Source organism: Scytonema millei VB511283 (assembly GCF_000817735.3).
In the GTDB taxonomy this organism is placed as follows: domain Bacteria; phylum Cyanobacteriota; class Cyanobacteriia; order Cyanobacteriales; family Chroococcidiopsidaceae; genus Chroococcidiopsis; species Chroococcidiopsis millei_B.
Genome location: NZ_JTJC03000002.1, coordinates 219,848 through 235,521 on the forward strand (window position 1 = coordinate 219,848; position 15,674 = coordinate 235,521).

General features: G+C 45.7%; 14 protein-coding genes. 6 read left to right on the forward strand and 8 right to left on the reverse strand.

All coding sequences use genetic code 11. The features are described from left to right. Positions 1-2: 2 nt before the first annotated feature. Positions 3-905, forward strand: a complete 903-nt coding sequence (locus QH73_RS08645) for a c-type heme family protein (RefSeq protein WP_039716737.1) — start codon at positions 3-5, stop codon at positions 903-905. A gap of 280 nt (positions 906-1,185) precedes the next feature. Here QH73_RS08645 and QH73_RS08650 read toward each other — a convergent pair whose 3' ends face one another. The 3 genes from QH73_RS08650 to QH73_RS08660 form a co-directional block, all read right to left on the reverse strand. Then, positions 1,186-1,524, reverse strand: coding sequence for a Mo-dependent nitrogenase C-terminal domain-containing protein (locus QH73_RS08650; RefSeq protein WP_039716736.1), 339 nt, complete (start codon positions 1,522-1,524; stop codon positions 1,186-1,188). Between the two features lie 662 nt (positions 1,525-2,186). Then, positions 2,187-2,423 (reverse strand): DUF4327 family protein, encoded by a 237-nt coding sequence (locus QH73_RS08655; protein WP_039716735.1) that lies wholly within the window; start codon positions 2,421-2,423, stop codon positions 2,187-2,189. Between the two features lie 9 nt (positions 2,424-2,432). Next, a complete protein-coding gene (locus QH73_RS08660) occupies positions 2,433-2,729 on the reverse strand; it encodes a hypothetical protein (RefSeq protein ID WP_015154263.1) in 297 nt (98 codons plus the stop codon). Between the two features lie 211 nt (positions 2,730-2,940). Here QH73_RS08660 and QH73_RS08665 point away from each other — a divergent pair, with 211 nt between their 5' ends. Continuing rightward, on the forward strand, positions 2,941-3,279 hold the full coding sequence (locus QH73_RS08665) for a hypothetical protein (protein ID WP_309476465.1): 339 nt from the start codon (positions 2,941-2,943) through the stop codon (positions 3,277-3,279). A gap of 32 nt (positions 3,280-3,311) precedes the next feature. On the opposite strand, the gene QH73_RS08670 is transcribed toward QH73_RS08665, so the two are convergent. Both QH73_RS08670 and QH73_RS08675 read right to left on the reverse strand, forming a co-directional pair. Beyond that, on the reverse strand, positions 3,312-3,992 hold the full coding sequence (locus tag QH73_RS08670; protein WP_039716734.1) for a response regulator: 681 nt from the start codon (positions 3,990-3,992) through the stop codon (positions 3,312-3,314). Between the two features lie 2 nt (positions 3,993-3,994). Next, on the reverse strand, positions 3,995-5,722 hold the full coding sequence (locus QH73_RS08675) for an ATP-binding protein (RefSeq protein WP_236146952.1): 1,728 nt from the start codon (positions 5,720-5,722) through the stop codon (positions 3,995-3,997). On the opposite strand from QH73_RS08675, the gene QH73_RS08680 reads away from it, so the two are divergent. Continuing rightward, positions 5,723-7,168, forward strand: coding sequence for a bifunctional orotidine-5'-phosphate decarboxylase/orotate phosphoribosyltransferase (locus tag QH73_RS08680; RefSeq protein ID WP_039716733.1), 1,446 nt, complete (start codon positions 5,723-5,725; stop codon positions 7,166-7,168). It abuts the gene before it with no gap. Positions 7,169-7,338: 170 nt separating this feature from the next. Next, the gene (locus tag QH73_RS08685) at positions 7,339-11,049 is read left to right on the forward strand and encodes a PAS domain S-box protein (protein WP_052290184.1); all 3,711 of its coding nucleotides are present in this window, start codon (positions 7,339-7,341) and stop codon (positions 11,047-11,049) included. Here the strand turns inward: QH73_RS08685 and QH73_RS28715 are convergent. Then, a complete protein-coding gene (locus QH73_RS28715; protein ID WP_286194077.1) occupies positions 11,037-11,165 on the reverse strand; it encodes a hypothetical protein in 129 nt (42 codons plus the stop codon). The two genes, QH73_RS08685 and QH73_RS28715, sit on opposite strands and share 13 nt — an antisense overlap. 190 nt (positions 11,166-11,355) lie before the next feature. Beyond that, the gene (locus QH73_RS08690; protein WP_201278052.1) at positions 11,356-12,447 is read right to left on the reverse strand and encodes an aldo/keto reductase; all 1,092 of its coding nucleotides are present in this window, start codon (positions 12,445-12,447) and stop codon (positions 11,356-11,358) included. Between the two features lie 283 nt (positions 12,448-12,730). Between QH73_RS08690 and QH73_RS08695 the strand changes: the two genes are divergently transcribed. Next, positions 12,731-13,627, forward strand: a complete 897-nt coding sequence (locus QH73_RS08695; protein ID WP_039716731.1) for a LysR family transcriptional regulator — start codon at positions 12,731-12,733, stop codon at positions 13,625-13,627. On the opposite strand, the gene QH73_RS08700 is transcribed toward QH73_RS08695, so the two are convergent. After that, the gene (locus tag QH73_RS08700) at positions 13,616-14,536 is read right to left on the reverse strand and encodes an SDR family NAD(P)-dependent oxidoreductase (protein ID WP_039716730.1); all 921 of its coding nucleotides are present in this window, start codon (positions 14,534-14,536) and stop codon (positions 13,616-13,618) included. The two genes, QH73_RS08695 and QH73_RS08700, sit on opposite strands and share 12 nt — an antisense overlap. 182 nt (positions 14,537-14,718) lie before the next feature. Between QH73_RS08700 and QH73_RS08705 the strand changes: the two genes are divergently transcribed. After that, positions 14,719-15,606 (forward strand): LysR family transcriptional regulator, encoded by an 888-nt coding sequence (locus QH73_RS08705; protein ID WP_039716729.1) that lies wholly within the window; start codon positions 14,719-14,721, stop codon positions 15,604-15,606. Positions 15,607-15,674: the final 68 nt, after the last annotated feature.

Genomic DNA, 15,674 nt, shown 5'->3' on the forward strand with positions numbered 1-15,674 from the left:
AAATGTTAAAAAATCTTAAGCTTACTGCCAAATTTAGCTTAATGTTGGTCGTAGTTTTCATCGGTGGGATTATCATCAGTGGCGCGGCACTCTCCAAGGTACTCGAACAGAGAGCGGAAAGGGAAGTCACTTCTCAAGCAGCAATTCTGATCAAGGCGATGAATGCTGTTAGAGCATATACCAACGATCGCATCAATCCCCTGCTTGCACCTAAGCTCGAAACCGAACCAGTATTTATTCCTGAAACGGTACCAGCTTACTCCGCTACGGAAGTCTTTGAAAACTTACGTAAAAACGAAGAGTATCGCAACTTTTTCTATAAAGAAGCCACGCTCAATCCTACCAACCTACGCGATAAAGCTGATGCTTTTGAAGCTAAAATTGTCGAGCGTTTTCGCAACGAATCGAATACTAAAGAAATTTCTGGTTTTCGCAATTTACCAGGCGGAGAAGTCTTTTACATTGCTCGACCATTAGCAATACCTAAAGAAAGTTGTTTGCGGTGTCACTCTACCCCAGAAGCAGCACCTAAAAGCCAAATTGCTACCTATGGCTCGGAGTGGGGTTTTGGTTGGAAACTGCACGAAATTGTAGCAGCACAGATTATTTCTGTACCTTCGAGCGAGATCTTTGAGAGTTCTAGACGCTCTTTATCTCTAGTTATGGGAATATTGTTTGGAATTTTTGCGATCGTCGTGCTGTGGCTCAACTTCTTCTTAAAACGATCTGTAATTCAGCCGATTAAGAGAATGTCTAGAACCGCAGAGCGAGTTAGCACCGGAGAGATGAGTGCAGATTTCGAGCAGAATTCTAACGATGAAATCGGTATCCTTGCAGCTTCTTTCAACCGCATGAAATCGAGTTTAGAGATTGCCATGAAGTTACTCAGCCAACAAACGCGATAAACAGTTGTCAGTTGTCAGTTATCAGTTATCAGTTGTCGGTTGTCAGGGAATTCTGAATTCTGGCCGATCCATTACCAATTCTCAGGTAGGATCACCAGATCGATATGATGATATTGTTCTACTAGGCGATCGCAAATTTGAGGCGAATGCTGCTCTAGAAACTAAAACTAATAGCGATAACTGGTTGTACAGCGAGATCCTGTATCTCTACACTGATAACTGTGTACAGGCGTTACATGTAACATCTCTGATAACTGTCAACTGTTAACTGTTAACTGATTCAGCAGTATGCTTGAATGTCTTCACCGCAGCAGTCGGCAAGGTAACATAAAGCACGAAATCTCAAACCGACCAATTGCTCGTAGAGAGGGTTGAGTTTACATAGAGGCGGAATGTGTCCTATTTTACGACCGAATAGAATAATATCTCGCTCGAAAGGACATTGAGCTGGAATTGTTTTGGCAATCAATTTTGCAACTCGGGGGTGAGCAATCTCAAAAGTATCTAACTTTTGTTTCAAAGACTTCATGGGAGATAATGTAAGTGCGATCGATGGACGAGACTTGTAGGAAATGCTTGCTTCTACTACAAGAGAAATTAAATTGACAACCTGAATCATATGTAAGCTACCTTCCTCACGCTCTTCTTGATGTATGGCGTTAAAAATACAAAGACATTGCCTAATGGCGATTCACTTCTGGCAAATTGGCACGCAGAATTAGAAAGCGCGATCGCTAACTTTTCTCCCTCAAAATTGCGTTGAATTGATAGAGAAAACTTATTTGCTTTCCTAATTCAAAAATAGCAAATTATCTTTGTGGTGGCAGCGTTTTAGCAGGATCGATTGCTAATGCAGCTTATTGTGATTTCATATATATAATCTAGCTATCTAAAACATAAGCACACAGTACCTCAAGAAGTAAGTTTTTCACGACCTGAGCTGGTTTTATTCTTACTTAAGCTAGAGTGCATTAGCCTGACTTTTCTAATAATTTCTAGCAATATAGCGGCTCTAAAACAATTGTGAAAATACCGTTCATCTGTCTGTGACATACTAACTGTGCTTTCACAAATGACAAATGACTCAAATAGACACGTTACATATAGTAGGGTGCGCTAGCCTTTGGCGTAACGCACCCTACGTATACTTCTATATTTAGTAAATCATTTGATTATAAATGCATAAAATCTGACGCTCGGCGTTTGGAACTGGGGAATATAGATCGAGAGTAATTTCCTCCCTTTACCCTGCGATCGCCTTCCTAGTCCCTTACCATTCGTTTAATCATTTTCCCAGCGTTCGCAATCGAGGAGATCGGCAATGCGATCGCGCAAGTTGTACTCGTGTTTTTCCAATTCTCGCTCAAAAGCCGTCCAATCTCTAACTGGGATGTACTCGCAGAGGACGTACATTGGTTGTCTGCGGCTAATAATTCCTTTTTGTACTAAATGTAAGACTTCGTGTTTGATAACATCCAAAGAATATTCAACTGGTGAGAGTAGTGCATTTACAGACATGATTTTCGCTCAAAAACTACTAGCAATTCTCGGCATCACTGAATCTAAATTCGGTAAGCCCATACCCCAGACTGCGGCTGGATGACCTACACAGCGTTGACCCATTGCCCACAAGTAAGCATTTGGATGATTTTCCTGTATCCACCGCACAATGTATTTAAGCTGCTTGTCTGTTAACTGTTCCGGTACTTCTGGCAAACATTCAGTAATGACGGCAATCTGGCGTAAAGTAGCACCCGCCTGAAACCGATCGCCTGCAAAACACCATTGCTTGATGAGTTGATAAACCTGTTCCGTTGTATCCACAGCTACTGTCTGAAACCCCTAATTCTGTTAAGCATTAATACAGTATTGCTAGATACAGTTTGGGGAAAACTACCCAGTGGATACTTGTAGGCTACATTCTTCACCAAAAAAATAGCCACCTGGATATCCACTTGATAGAGGTGTAAATCAAGCTATCCAGTCTAGTGTGATTAAGTTAACAAATTTGCTATTAAATAAAAAACACCTGTTCGTGACTCAATTTTTGCATCAATTGTGCGATCGCAAGCAACCTTGCCGGGTCATGATTCTCGGTAGACTTGTCGCAACAGTCCAACGTGTGAGCCGCTACTGTCTCGAACAAATGGTAGAAGTCTTACCTTACTACGGGGTTCCTACTGGTGAGGAGATAACTCTATTCGATCCAGACATCCTCATAATATGTCTGCCTGCGCCAGAACAACTCTATCTTCAGATAGACAAGCCTTTTATTTTGTGGTCTGAACTAGAGGCAAATTGCCAGATGCCGATTGTGTCTAATCCGGCAGAATTAGCAAAGATGTTGCGGCAAACACTACAAGATTTTAATTGAAGATGCCATGTGTATAATTTAATTTACGTGATTTAAATTAGTCCTTCGCGCACGGCTAAAGCTGCTGCCTGAACGCGATCGTCAACGCTCAATTTATTGAGGATCATCCGCACGTAAGACTTGACCGTGCCAAGGGAAAGAAATAGTTGTTGGGCAATCTCTTGGTTCGAGCGTCCTTCAGCAATTAGTTTGAGAACTTCTCGTTCGCGGCTGCTGAGAACTGGAACAGGTGAGATGGTGGGGTGCTGTTCTTTAGCGGGAATTACCGGACTAGGCTTGAGCATTCTTGCCACTTTGCGGGCTATTTGCGGGTCGAGATAAGCGCCACCAGTTTGAATTAACTGAATTACAGCTAGCAGTTGTTCCCATTCGATTGTTTTGAGACAATAGCCATCAGCACCTGCGGCTAACATGCCCATGACTTGAGTATCATTATCAAAAGCACTTAAGGCGAGTATTCGCGTCGTGGGGCGATCGCTTTTGATCTGTTGAGTTGCCGCGATCCCATCCATCACGGGCAGATCGATATCCATTAATACGACATCTGGTTCTAACTCGGCAGCTAATTGAACTGCTACCATGCCATCACCAGCTTCTCCCACGACACAAAAATCGGGTTCGAGGGCAAACTGTCCTTTCATCCCTCGACGCATCAAAGCATGATCTTCGACTAATAAAATTCGTACCGCACCCTCTACCTGAGACCCACTCATTACTAGTTTCCGACTCCTCCGACTCCTGACTCCCGTACGGGCGGGTTTGGAACCTCGCCCCTGCCGACTCCCGACTCCCGTACGGGCAGGTTTGGAAACCCGCTCCTGCCGACTCCCGCTTCCCCATCGAATGCCAAGGAAACTGGCAGAGTAAACCAAAAGGTACTGCCTTCACCTAAGAGACTATCCACTTCGATCGTACCTCCGTGAGCAACGACGATCTGACGGCAGAGATATAGACCCAATCCTGCACCACCCCGCCTACCTCTCCCCTGGATAAAGCGATGAAAGAGTTTGTCTTTTTCGTAGGGTGGAACTCCAGGACCTCGATCGCGAACGGAGACTTTAATGCGATCGCCTCCTAACAAACAGACTTCGATTGTAATCTCTTTATCTGGTGGGCTGACCCGTGCGGCATTATCTAATAAGTTTTGCACCACTCGTTGAATTTCTAACCGATCGCCGTAGACTGTAGGGAGTGAGGCAGCGATATAAATAGTGGGAGTACGCTGGCGATCGTGAATCTGACAAATTAGCTCCACAGCCTGAGAGCAAATCTTTGCCCAGTCTAAGGGTTCCCAGTTTAAGTGCTGTCCGCCACCAGCTTCATAACGAGATACATCCAGCAAATTATCTACCAATTTCAGCAATTGCTCGTTCGATTGGCGATATTCTTCTAGAATTTCTCTCCAAGTCTCATCGACAGAACCAAAAGCCCCATTCAACATCGGGCGCAACGTGTTACGAGTGGCGAGTAAAGGCGTGCGCAAGTCATGAGAGAGGGCAGAGATCAGATCTTCTAGCTGTTGGTTACGCATTTGACTGTATTCTTGACGCTGACGAATTTCTGCTGCCATCTCATCGAGTACGCTAGCCAACCGTCCGATCTCATCTGATGTAGTATAACCGAGCCGAATTTCCAGCTTACCAGCCCGCCAAGCTTGACTGACTTGAGTTAGATGGCGTAGGGGAATTTCTACCCGCTTGCGTAACAACCATAAATTCCAGCTAACTCCAACACTAGCTATGAAGACGTTGAAGACTTCCAGCGCTGCTTTGATCTGGCTAATTTGCTGCAATTGCTGCTGGCGTTGAGACAGGATTTTTTCTTCATGCTGCAACATAGTTTTGACAACATCGCGCATGGGATCGAATAAAATCTTTCCAGGTAGATAAGTCTTACTCGCAGTACCAGCTATGACACTTTGCACAAAACTATCCTGCCAAATTGTATGAATTGATTCAATTATTTGGAGCTGCTCTAGTTGGCCTTGATCTCCTTTTGTCAATGTTTTTAAAGATTTAAAACTACTATGAAAAGCATTATTAGCGCGATCGTAATTATCGAGTAATTCTTTATCTTTAGTAATTAAATAGCCTCGAATCGAAGTCTGTTGATCTAAAGCATGACTCAAAAGCTGTTCCGTTTTCTGTTCTACCAGTAAAGAATGAGTCACCCAACTAAAAGCTTGCTGATGGAGATTTTCTACTAGTAGATTCAGACAACCTTGTACGATAAGGAATAGAATCAGTAGCAAACAACTGAGATACAGAGGAGCAAACAATCTATTCTTCAGCGAAAATTGTCTCAATCGCGATCGCCATTTTTTGAAAACTGACATGAGAGACATTAGTAAAAGAAGTCGTAAGTCGTAAATCGTAAGTCGTAAGTCGAAATTAACTGCTCGTGCGCTCCCTGCTCCCTGCTCCCTGCTCCCTACTAACTGCATATGACATTTTTCGATAAATTAAACGCTGCGATCGCCCGCAATCAGAGTTTATTGTTTCTCGGACTCGATCCAAATCCTGAAATGATGCCTCGCCAAAATTCAAATCGGTCTGAGAAGAGTATTATCGGCGATTTGGGGGACTGGTTGCAATTTGTCATCGCCCAAACGACAGATTTAATTTGCGCCTATAAGCCGACTTTGGGCTTTTATCAGGCTTTAGGTGTCCCTGGTATGGAGTTGCTAGAACGGACGCTCAAAGCCATTCCTGACGACATACCAATTATTTTGGATGCCAAACACAGCGACCTCAACACTAGTACAATTTTTGCCCAAACAGTATTTGAGCGCTGGCAGGTAGATGCTGTCACCCTCAGTCCTTACCCTGGGCAAGATTGCATCGCACCATTTTTAGTTTATCCAGGCAAGGGAGTATTTATATTGTGCTGTACTTCTAATCCTGGGGCGATCGCATTACAGCAATATCCTTCGCCTGAATCTCCCTTTTACTTACAAATAGTCAAAGAAGCGAAAATCTGGGGGACTCCCGAACAAGTCTGTTTAGAAGTTGGAACCACTTCCCCTGACGTACTAGCCAAAATTCGAGCCATTACTCCCGAAAGAACGATTATGGCTCGGAGTATTTGGGCGCAAGTCAGTAATTTACCTCAACTATTAGCCGCCGGCTTAAATTCCAACGGGAGCGGATTACTCGTTCCCATACCTCAAGACGTTTTGAGCCAAGACAACCCAGCTAGTCAGATTCAAGCTTTGCGGCAAGAAGTAGAGCAAGCTAGAACCGCAGTTGTTAAAAGTGCTTCTCAGTGTGATGTGTGGTTTCCCAATGTTTGTTTGTTGCAACAACACCCCCACACCCAATTGATTTTGCAACTCTACGATCTTGGCTGCATTATCTTTGGTAACTACGTACAGGCATCGGGAGCAGAATTTCCTTACTATATCGATCTACGCACGATTATTTCTAATCCCCAGGTGTTCGAGCAAGTTCTTAACGCTTATGCAGAAATCTTACAAACTCTAAACTTCGATCGCATTGCTGGAATTCCCTACGGTTCCTTACCCACCGCGACAGGGTTGGCATTGCGGATGAATTACCCGATGATTTTTCCCCGCAAGGAAGTTAAAGCCCACGGGACGAGGCGAGCGATCGAAGGGTATTTTCAGCCAGGGGAGACAGTTGTAGTTGTTGACGATATTCTGATTAGCGGTAAAAGCGCGCTGGAAGGAGCAGGAAAGTTAAAATCGGCGGGTTTAAATGTGGAAGATATTGTTGTATTTATCGACCATGAAGAAGGGGTAAAAGATCGGCTCAAAGATAACGGCTATCGCGCTCATGCCGTACTGAGAATTTCTGAAATTACCCAAACTTTATACGAAGCGGGCAAAATTGATGACGTGCAGTACCAAACTTTAACTAGCAAGCCTTGACTACAAATTAATCTTCACTTACAGTCGCAAAAATATATCATCTATCTTAAGATAGATGTTTTTCATAGTATGTAAGTACTTTGATGGATTAGGACTTGACGATCGCGTGTTAGGGGTAGTCGATTCGGTTGCTCAAGCCAGCTCAAAAAATACGCAGCGGAAGTAGTTTTGTGTCTCAGATTTTAAACGTGTTTGAGGGCGATCGCTTACAACAAGTTTCTGCTCCAGAAACAACCCCAGGCATGGTACTGCAACTGGCGGATGGCACGATCGCCGCTTGTAACCCTAGAGCCGCAGAGATTTTGGGCTATACTACCGAGCAATTAATTGGTGCAACTACGTTCGCTCCGCTTTGGCAGAGCGTTCATGAAGATGGTTCGCCGTTTGAGCTAGAAGAATATCCAGCGATCGCGGCTTGGAGATCGAGACAGCCTGTAACAAATGTTGTCATGGGCTTTTATCGTCCAGATGGAAAATTAGCGTGGCTGAAGTTAGATGCACAGCCCTTATTTCAAGCTAATGAATCCGTACCATATTCCGTAGTGACAACGATTTGGGATGTCACGCCAGAACAACAATTGACGACCGGGCGATCGCTCCTAGATCGAGAGGCACTCAACCCACAACTGATTGAACTAGAATCGATTTATACCACTGCCCCAATTGGTTTGTGCTTCGTCGATTCAGGCTTACGGTTCGTTCGCATCAATCGATACTTAGCAGATATCAACGGTTTACCGATTTCAGCACACATTGGGCGCACTTTGCGGGAGATTTTGCCAGAACAGGCAGATGAGTTAGAGCCATTGTATCGGCAGGCGATCGCCTCTGGCGAACCCAGGCTAAATCTTGAGTTTCATGGCATTAATCGCGCCCAACCAGGAGTCAAGCGGGATTGGATCGTCAGCTTAAACCCATTGAAGCAGGCAGACGGACGGGTGCTTGGTGTCAATGTCATGGTGCAGGAAGTGACGGAGCGCCAGCGTTTGGAGCAAGATTTGCGCGAAGCAAATCAGCGAATCGTTACTGCTTGGGAAAGCATGACCGATGCTTATTTGGCGCTCGATCGCGAGTGGCGGATTACCTACGTCAATCAGGCAGCAAGTCAATTGGTAAAACAATTGACGAACCTAGAACCCGAAGCATTTTTGGGTAAAACGCAATGGGAAATTTTTCCTTGGACAATCGGTCAAGTTGTCGAGCAGCAATATCGACGGGCGATGACAGAACGGGTGGCGGTACATTTTGAAGTTTTGTACGAGCCGACCGGGAATTGGTTTGAAGCTCATGCCTATCCCTCGGTGGAGGGTTTGGGAGTCTATTTTCGCGAAATTAGCGATCGCAAACAAGCTGAAATAGACTTGCGCGACAGCGAGCATCGATATCGCATGTTGTTCGAGACAATTGACGAAGGTTTCTGTGTTTGCGAAATGTTATTTGACGAGAACGGCAAACCAATCGATTACCGTTTCCTCGAAATCAATCCAGCATTTGAAAAGATGACGGGACTCCAGCAAGCAGTGGGCAAAACAGCACGGCAACTCGTACCAAATCTCGAAGCCTCTTGGTTTGAGATGTACGGTAAAGTGGCACTGACAGGCGAAACCGTGCGGTTTGAAAATTGCTCTGAAGCAATGAATCGGTGGTTCGATGTCAACGCCTTCCGCATTGGTGAAGCTCAAGATCGCAGGTTTGCCATTCTATTCACCAACATCAGCGATCGCAAACATGCCGAAGCAGCTCTACAGTCGAGCGAGGAGCGCCTGCGGCTGGCGCTAGAAGCTTCTAAACAGGGGATGTGGTTCTGGGATTTAGAGAGCGATACTTTGGCCTGGACAACTCAGTGTAAAGCATTGTTTGGTCTGGCAGCAGACGCGAAAGTCACTTACTCGGTGTTTCTGAATGCGCTACATCCAAGCGATCGCCAGCGAACGCATGAAGCTGTTACTCAAGCGATTGACAATCGCGTTGACTATGACGTTGAGTATCGAACTCAATGGGCAGATGGTACGGTACGCTGGATTGCTGCTAAGGGACGCTGCACGTATAACGCAGCTGGACAGGCGATTTATATGATGGGAGTGGCGTTAGATATCGACGAGCGCAAGCAGGCAGAACTGTCACTCCAAGAGCGTCACGCCAGATTGAATTTGCTTTACGAAACAACCAATGGGCTACTTTCAGCAGAGCAACCTCTCAACTTCATCAGCAGCTTGTTTGACAAACTCTCTCTCCAACTAGATTTACAGTATTACTTCAACTTCATGGTTGAGGAACGCCATAACCGTCAGATGCTACGCTTGCAATCCTATGCAGGAATTTCCACAGCAGCAGCAGCAGCAATTGAGTGGCTGGAATTTGGTCAAGGGATCTGTGGCTTAGTGGCACAAGAATGTCAGCAAATTGTCGTAAATAACGTCCAGCAGTCTACCTTGCCAAATGCCTATATTGTCCGTTCGCTGAGCATCACAGCGTATGTAAGCCAGCCCCTAATCGTGCGGGGACGGCTATTAGGCACGCTCTCCTTCGCTAGCAGCACCCGCACCAGCTTCACCTCAGAAGAGATTGCCCTGATGAAAGCCGCCACCGATCAAATTGCTGTGGCGATCGAACGCGCCCATTTAATCGATTCGTTGCAGCAGCAAGCCCAACAATTGATTCAAACCAATCGCCTTAAAGACGAATTTTTGGCAGTGCTGTCTCATGAATTGCGATCGCCCCTCAACCCCATTTTGGGCTGGGTTAAGCTTTTACAAACGCGCAAATTTGATGAAATCAAGACCGCTGAAGCATTAGCTACAATCGAACGCAACGCTCAATTACAAGTCCAACTGATTGAAGACCTGCTCGATATTTCTCGCTTCATGCGCGGCAAAATCGCGTTCACTGCCGCTCCCGTCAGTCTTGCTTACGTCATTTCATCCGCTTTGGAAACTGTGAGACTGGCAGCCGAAGCAAAAAACATTCAACTGCAAGTCATGCTTGCATCACCCACATTGCAAGTCTTCGGCGATGTTACCCGCTTGCAGCAAGTCGTATGGAACCTGCTATCCAACGGCATCAAATTCACTCCCCACGGCGGGCGAGTCGAGATCTCGCTCAAAGAGGTAGGGAGCAGGGAGCAGGGAGCTGAGGGAAGAGAGCTGAGGGAGAAAAAACACGTCCCACTCTCTTTCCCGACTCCCGACTCCCCAAAATTTGCCCAAATCCAAGTCACAGACACGGGTAAGGGTATTAGTCCCGAATTTTTGCCATATGTTTTTGAGTATTTCCGCCAAGAAGACGGCTCTACTACGCGCAAATTTGGTGGCTTAGGGCTGGGGCTGGCGATCGCCAAACAAATCGTCGAAATGCACGGTGGCACAATTAGCGCAGATAGTCAAGGTGAAGGACGAGGCACAACCTGCACTGTTCAAATTCCTCTGATGCAAAATCCACGCATCCTATCAGATGCGATCGCAGAACCCGCTTCCCAAATAATTAACTCTATTTCTCTCGCTAACGTGCGAGTTCTGCTCGTCGATGATGATGCCGATACGTGCAAATTTCTCAGCACTGTTCTAGAAGAAAATGATGCGATCGTGACTACCGCCACCTCTGCCGCAGAAGCATTACAAATCCTCGAACGATCGCGCCCCGATCTTCTTCTCAGCGATATTGGAATGCCAGAAACAGACGGCTACGAGCTAATTCGTACGATTCGCTCTTCGTCATCAGTGCCAGCGATTCCTGCCATTGCGCTAACGGCTTATGCTCAAGATGTAGATCGGGAGCGGGCGATCGCCGCCGGATTTCAGCGTCATTTTGCCAAACCCCTTGATGTAGAAGCAGTAATATCTTCGATCGCTGAATTAGTGCAACAGAAGACTCACAAGTTCTGAACTTGTCCCACAACTTCTAGTTCGCCTTGTCGATTGGTTCGCACTACAACGGCTCCACCTGACTGCGGACTGATGCCGCTGAGTTCGCCGATATTGGCGAAATGCGACATCATCATTAATTAGGACTTACACATGCCAGTAAAGCATCTGATAGGGATTCTCATTATGATGGAATACATTCGTAGGGGCGCTTTCTCTGTGCGCCCCTACAGATCTTGTATCTCACCCAATTAAAAAAGGCTATGAGAGATTCTTCGCTGCACCCAGAATGACAACATAACATTCAAGTGCGTAACTCCTGACAAGTTATCCAATTGGACGTGGATTTGGCAGGCGTACCAATCCAGCAAACTGCTTACCTGGATACCAAGGGGTTTGAGTCAGTTTGTCAAAACCAGGAATGCTCTCCATGTGCTTCACCATGCGATCGCGCATTGCTCGATCGGGTAGTTCTCCTCGCATTGCCCCCATATTCTCGGCAACATGATTTGGGTTTGTCGTTGCCGGAATTGCACAAGTGACAGCAGGATGAGAAATCGCATACTTGAGGAAAAATTGCGCCCAATTCTCACAGTCAATCTCGCGGGCGAAATCGGGCAAGGGTCGCCCTCTAACCAATTCAAATAGACGCGCCTTTTCAAACGGCATATTGGCTAAAACTGCCGTTCCTCGCTCTGCTGCTGCTGGTAGAATCCTCTCTTGCGCTGCACGTTGAGCGATCGAGTAACGGACTTGCACGAAGTCTAAATCGCCATTCTCGATCCATCGTTCCATTGCGGCAAAATACACTGGTTCGTGATGGGTAATTCCCAAGTAGCGGATTCTGCCTTCTTGCTTCCATGCCCGTAGCAAAGGGACGATGACATCAACATTCACGAGGCTGTGAACCTGCATGACATCGAGGCGATCGCGAGACAATCGTTGCATCGATTGCTCTAATTGTCGCTGCGCTTGAGAGCGATCGCCCAAAAATTCGCCAGTTGCCCAGATTTTATTCGCAATGAATAGATCGTCGGTCATGCCAAACTTCTGAGCAAATTCACCTATATTCACCTCTGACAGACCGTAGAGTGGTGAGACATCGATTATACGTCCACCTGCATCCCAAAAGCAGCGCATAACTTGCTGAAGATTATCGCGCGATCGCTCTGGCTTGACATCAAACGCCATGAAGGTTCCCAAGCCGATCGCGGGGATTCTCTCTTGCGTGCGCGGGATCTCTTTGGTAATCAGTTGCGAGGACTGTTTTGAGTTAGGTTTCGTTTGACTTTTGGCTTGTCCACCATGAAAAACTAAAGGTGTGAGGGCAGTGGTTACAGCACCAAGTCCCATGATTTTAATTGCCGTGCGACGGGGAATTGCTGGATGAGAATCAGCTGAATGCATATTTCGTGTCATGAATACTCTCTAAAAAATCGTTCAACGCAGACAAAAACTAAAATCAATCGCTCCCTATGCAAAGATCTCAATGCAAAAATAGCCAGCTTAAATAATTTGTAAATCGCAGAAGTTGACAGTTAACCGTTAACTGTCAACTGTTAACCATTAACTGTTCACCACCACAAAGACAAGTTCATGACTCAAATTGAATCGCTATATTTCATATTAGAAGCAAGTTAAAAGATTGCTATTTCAGATTAGATATGGCGTAATAATTTATAGTTATTACAATCAAACTGATATGGAGTTCCGCCAACTCAAATATTTTGTCGCGGTGGCTGAAGAACTACATTTCGGTCGGGCATCTGAGACATTGCACTTGAGCCAACCTGCATTAAGCAAACAAATTCAAGCGTTGGAAAATAGCTTAGAAATTCAATTATTGGAACGCACCAAACACTGGGTAAAGTTAACTCCAGCCGGACAGAAATTTCTCGAAACAGCACGCCGAGTTCTACGTGAGGTAGAAGAAGGCATACAAGTTACAAGACAGGTAGCTGACGGGCAAAGCGGACGGGTGAGGATTGGCTTGACTGAAGCAACGCTGTTTAGCCTTGCGCCAAAAATTTTCAGCACGTACCGAGAGCGTTATCCGCAGGTTGATTTGATCTTAAGTAGTGGTGGAACGGAAGCCCATGTCGAGCAATTACGCACTCACCAAATTGATGTTGGGCTTGTTTATCTGCCGATCCGCGAACCGTCTCTTGCCATCTATCCGTTATATGAAGAGACATACATCGCTGCACTGTCAGCATCCCATCCGCTGGCTAGACAAAAACAACTATCCATAGCATCACTTGCCGACCAACCCCTGGTTGGATATCCGCGATCGCTTGCTCCTGTGCTGTATGCTGATTTTATTAAATGCTGCGAACGAGCGGGGTTTGTTCCCAACATCGTGCAAGAGGCTGCACTCGCTCAAACTCGCTTGGGATTAGCAGCCGCCGGAGTTGGCATTGCATTTGTGCTTGCCGATTTACAAAACTTGAGCGCGAAAGGAGTGGTTTACCGACCTTTATCCGATGATTTTCCTAAGTTAAAATTGGCTGTAGCGTGGCGACAGAACGAATCTTCACCTGTCGTACAAGAGTTTATTAAGGTAATTAGAGCAATAGTATTGTCACAGCTATCCGCGTAATCCTGCAACGATTCCACCATCAACCAGTAATGTATTACCAGTAATATAGGCAGAATCATCTGATGCTAACCACAGCACGGGCTTAGCAATTTCTTCAGGTTGAGCGATTCGCTTGAGTCCAGCAATCGATTCGTCTACTCGCTTGCGTCCTTCTGGAGTCTTGCCACCTGGAGTATCGCGAAATAATCTAGTATCTGTAACTCCAGGTGCAACTTCAACAACGCGAATGCCTGCTTGCCCATATTCCATTGCTGCGGCTTGAGTTAAACCCAGCATTCCGTGTTTGCTGGCAGCATAATGCGACATATTCGGACGAGTGGCAACCTGATGGATCGATGAAGTGTTGATGATGACACCGCTTTTGTTACGCATCATGTGCGGAATCTCGTACTTCATCGACAACCAAACACCTTTAAGGTTGGTGTCTATCACCTCATCCCATTCTTGCTCTGAGATTTCGTGCAATGGCTTTCGAGGCGCAATTCCAGCGTTATTAAAAGCAATATCGAGACGACCGTAGGTATTGACAACTTTTTCGACAAAAGCTGCTACTTCATTTGCTTTTTGTACGTCAGCGCGGACATACACAGCTTTACCGCCCTCTTTTTGGATTTCTGCTACGATTTCGCGCCCTAATGCTTCCCGTCTTCCGCAAAAGCCGACAGCAGCCCCTTCACGCGCAAAAGCGATCGCGGCTGCACGACCGATTCCAGAAGTTGCCCCCGTAATTAAGACAACTTTTCCCGCAAAGCGATCGCCAGAACTAGAGCGTTGAGGTGTAGATTCATCCACTTTCTGAGCAGAAACTCTTTTATTTGTCAATCCCACAGTAGCAGCTCCAGCAACGCTGGCAATTCCCGTTTGAATGAGTTGACGACGGCTAGGCGATCGCGTGTTGTTGCGTTTCATGAACTACCTCGGCAATTTGGCAAGTCAAAACATCTGCGATAGCTCAAGTGTAGATTCATGCTTAAAATATTGACAATAGCTTTTTTAAACACCAGTATCGTGCAAAAATAGCAATAATAAAATAGCACCCAGCACTTTAACTTTTGACTTTTAACTTTTGACTTTTAACTTTTGACTTGCTGATGCATCGCCTCCAAGATCTAGAAGTTTTCGTGCAAGTTGTAAAAAGCGGTAACTTTGCCAAAGCTGCGGCAGAATTGCAACTTAATCCTTCAGCAATTAGTCGCCGCATTAGCCATCTCGAAGACCATTTAGGCGTGCGGTTATTTCATCGCACTACCCGAAACCTCAGCTTAACAGAAGTAGGCGATCGCTATCTCAAGCGCTGTTTGAGCATTTTGGCAGAACTTGAGGAAGCAGAACGCGAAGCTAAGCAACATAGCGAAGCACCCCAAGGAACCCTGCACGTCAGTTGTTCTACTTTATTTGCGCATCAATGTATTCTCACCCTTCTGCCTCAATTTCTGGAACAATACCCCCAGGTAAAGATCGAACTGATTTTGACTGATGATATCGCCGATCTTGTGGACGAAGGAATTGACGTAGCAATTCGGATTGGCGAGTTAGCTAATTCTGCTTTAATGACTAGAAAACTGGTATGCGATCGCCGGATTATCTGCGCTTCACCGCAATATCTCGATCTCTATGGTACGCCAATGAGTCCTGACGATCTCGCCCATCATAATTGTCTCAGCTTAAACGTTCGGAAAACCACCCTGAACCAGTGGCGGTTTCGAGATGCATCTGGGTTGAGAGAAATCGACGTGCGAGGAAATTTTGCCGTTAACAGTGGTGAAGCACTTTACAAAGCTGTCATAGCAGGATTGGGGATCGGTCGCGTGACTGAATTTCTCTCTAGTCAAGATTTATCATCGGGTCGGTTGGTACGTTTACTTACCGACTATGAAGATGAGAATGAAGTGGGAATTTATACTGTATTTCCCACGAACCGTTATTTGTTACCTAAGGTTCAATGTTTTGTGGAATTTCTCGTCAACAGTTTTGCTTAGATCCAATTGAAATCCTTTCTGTCGCATCAGAGGGAACGGGGAATGAACAACAGGCAATAGAAAAAACT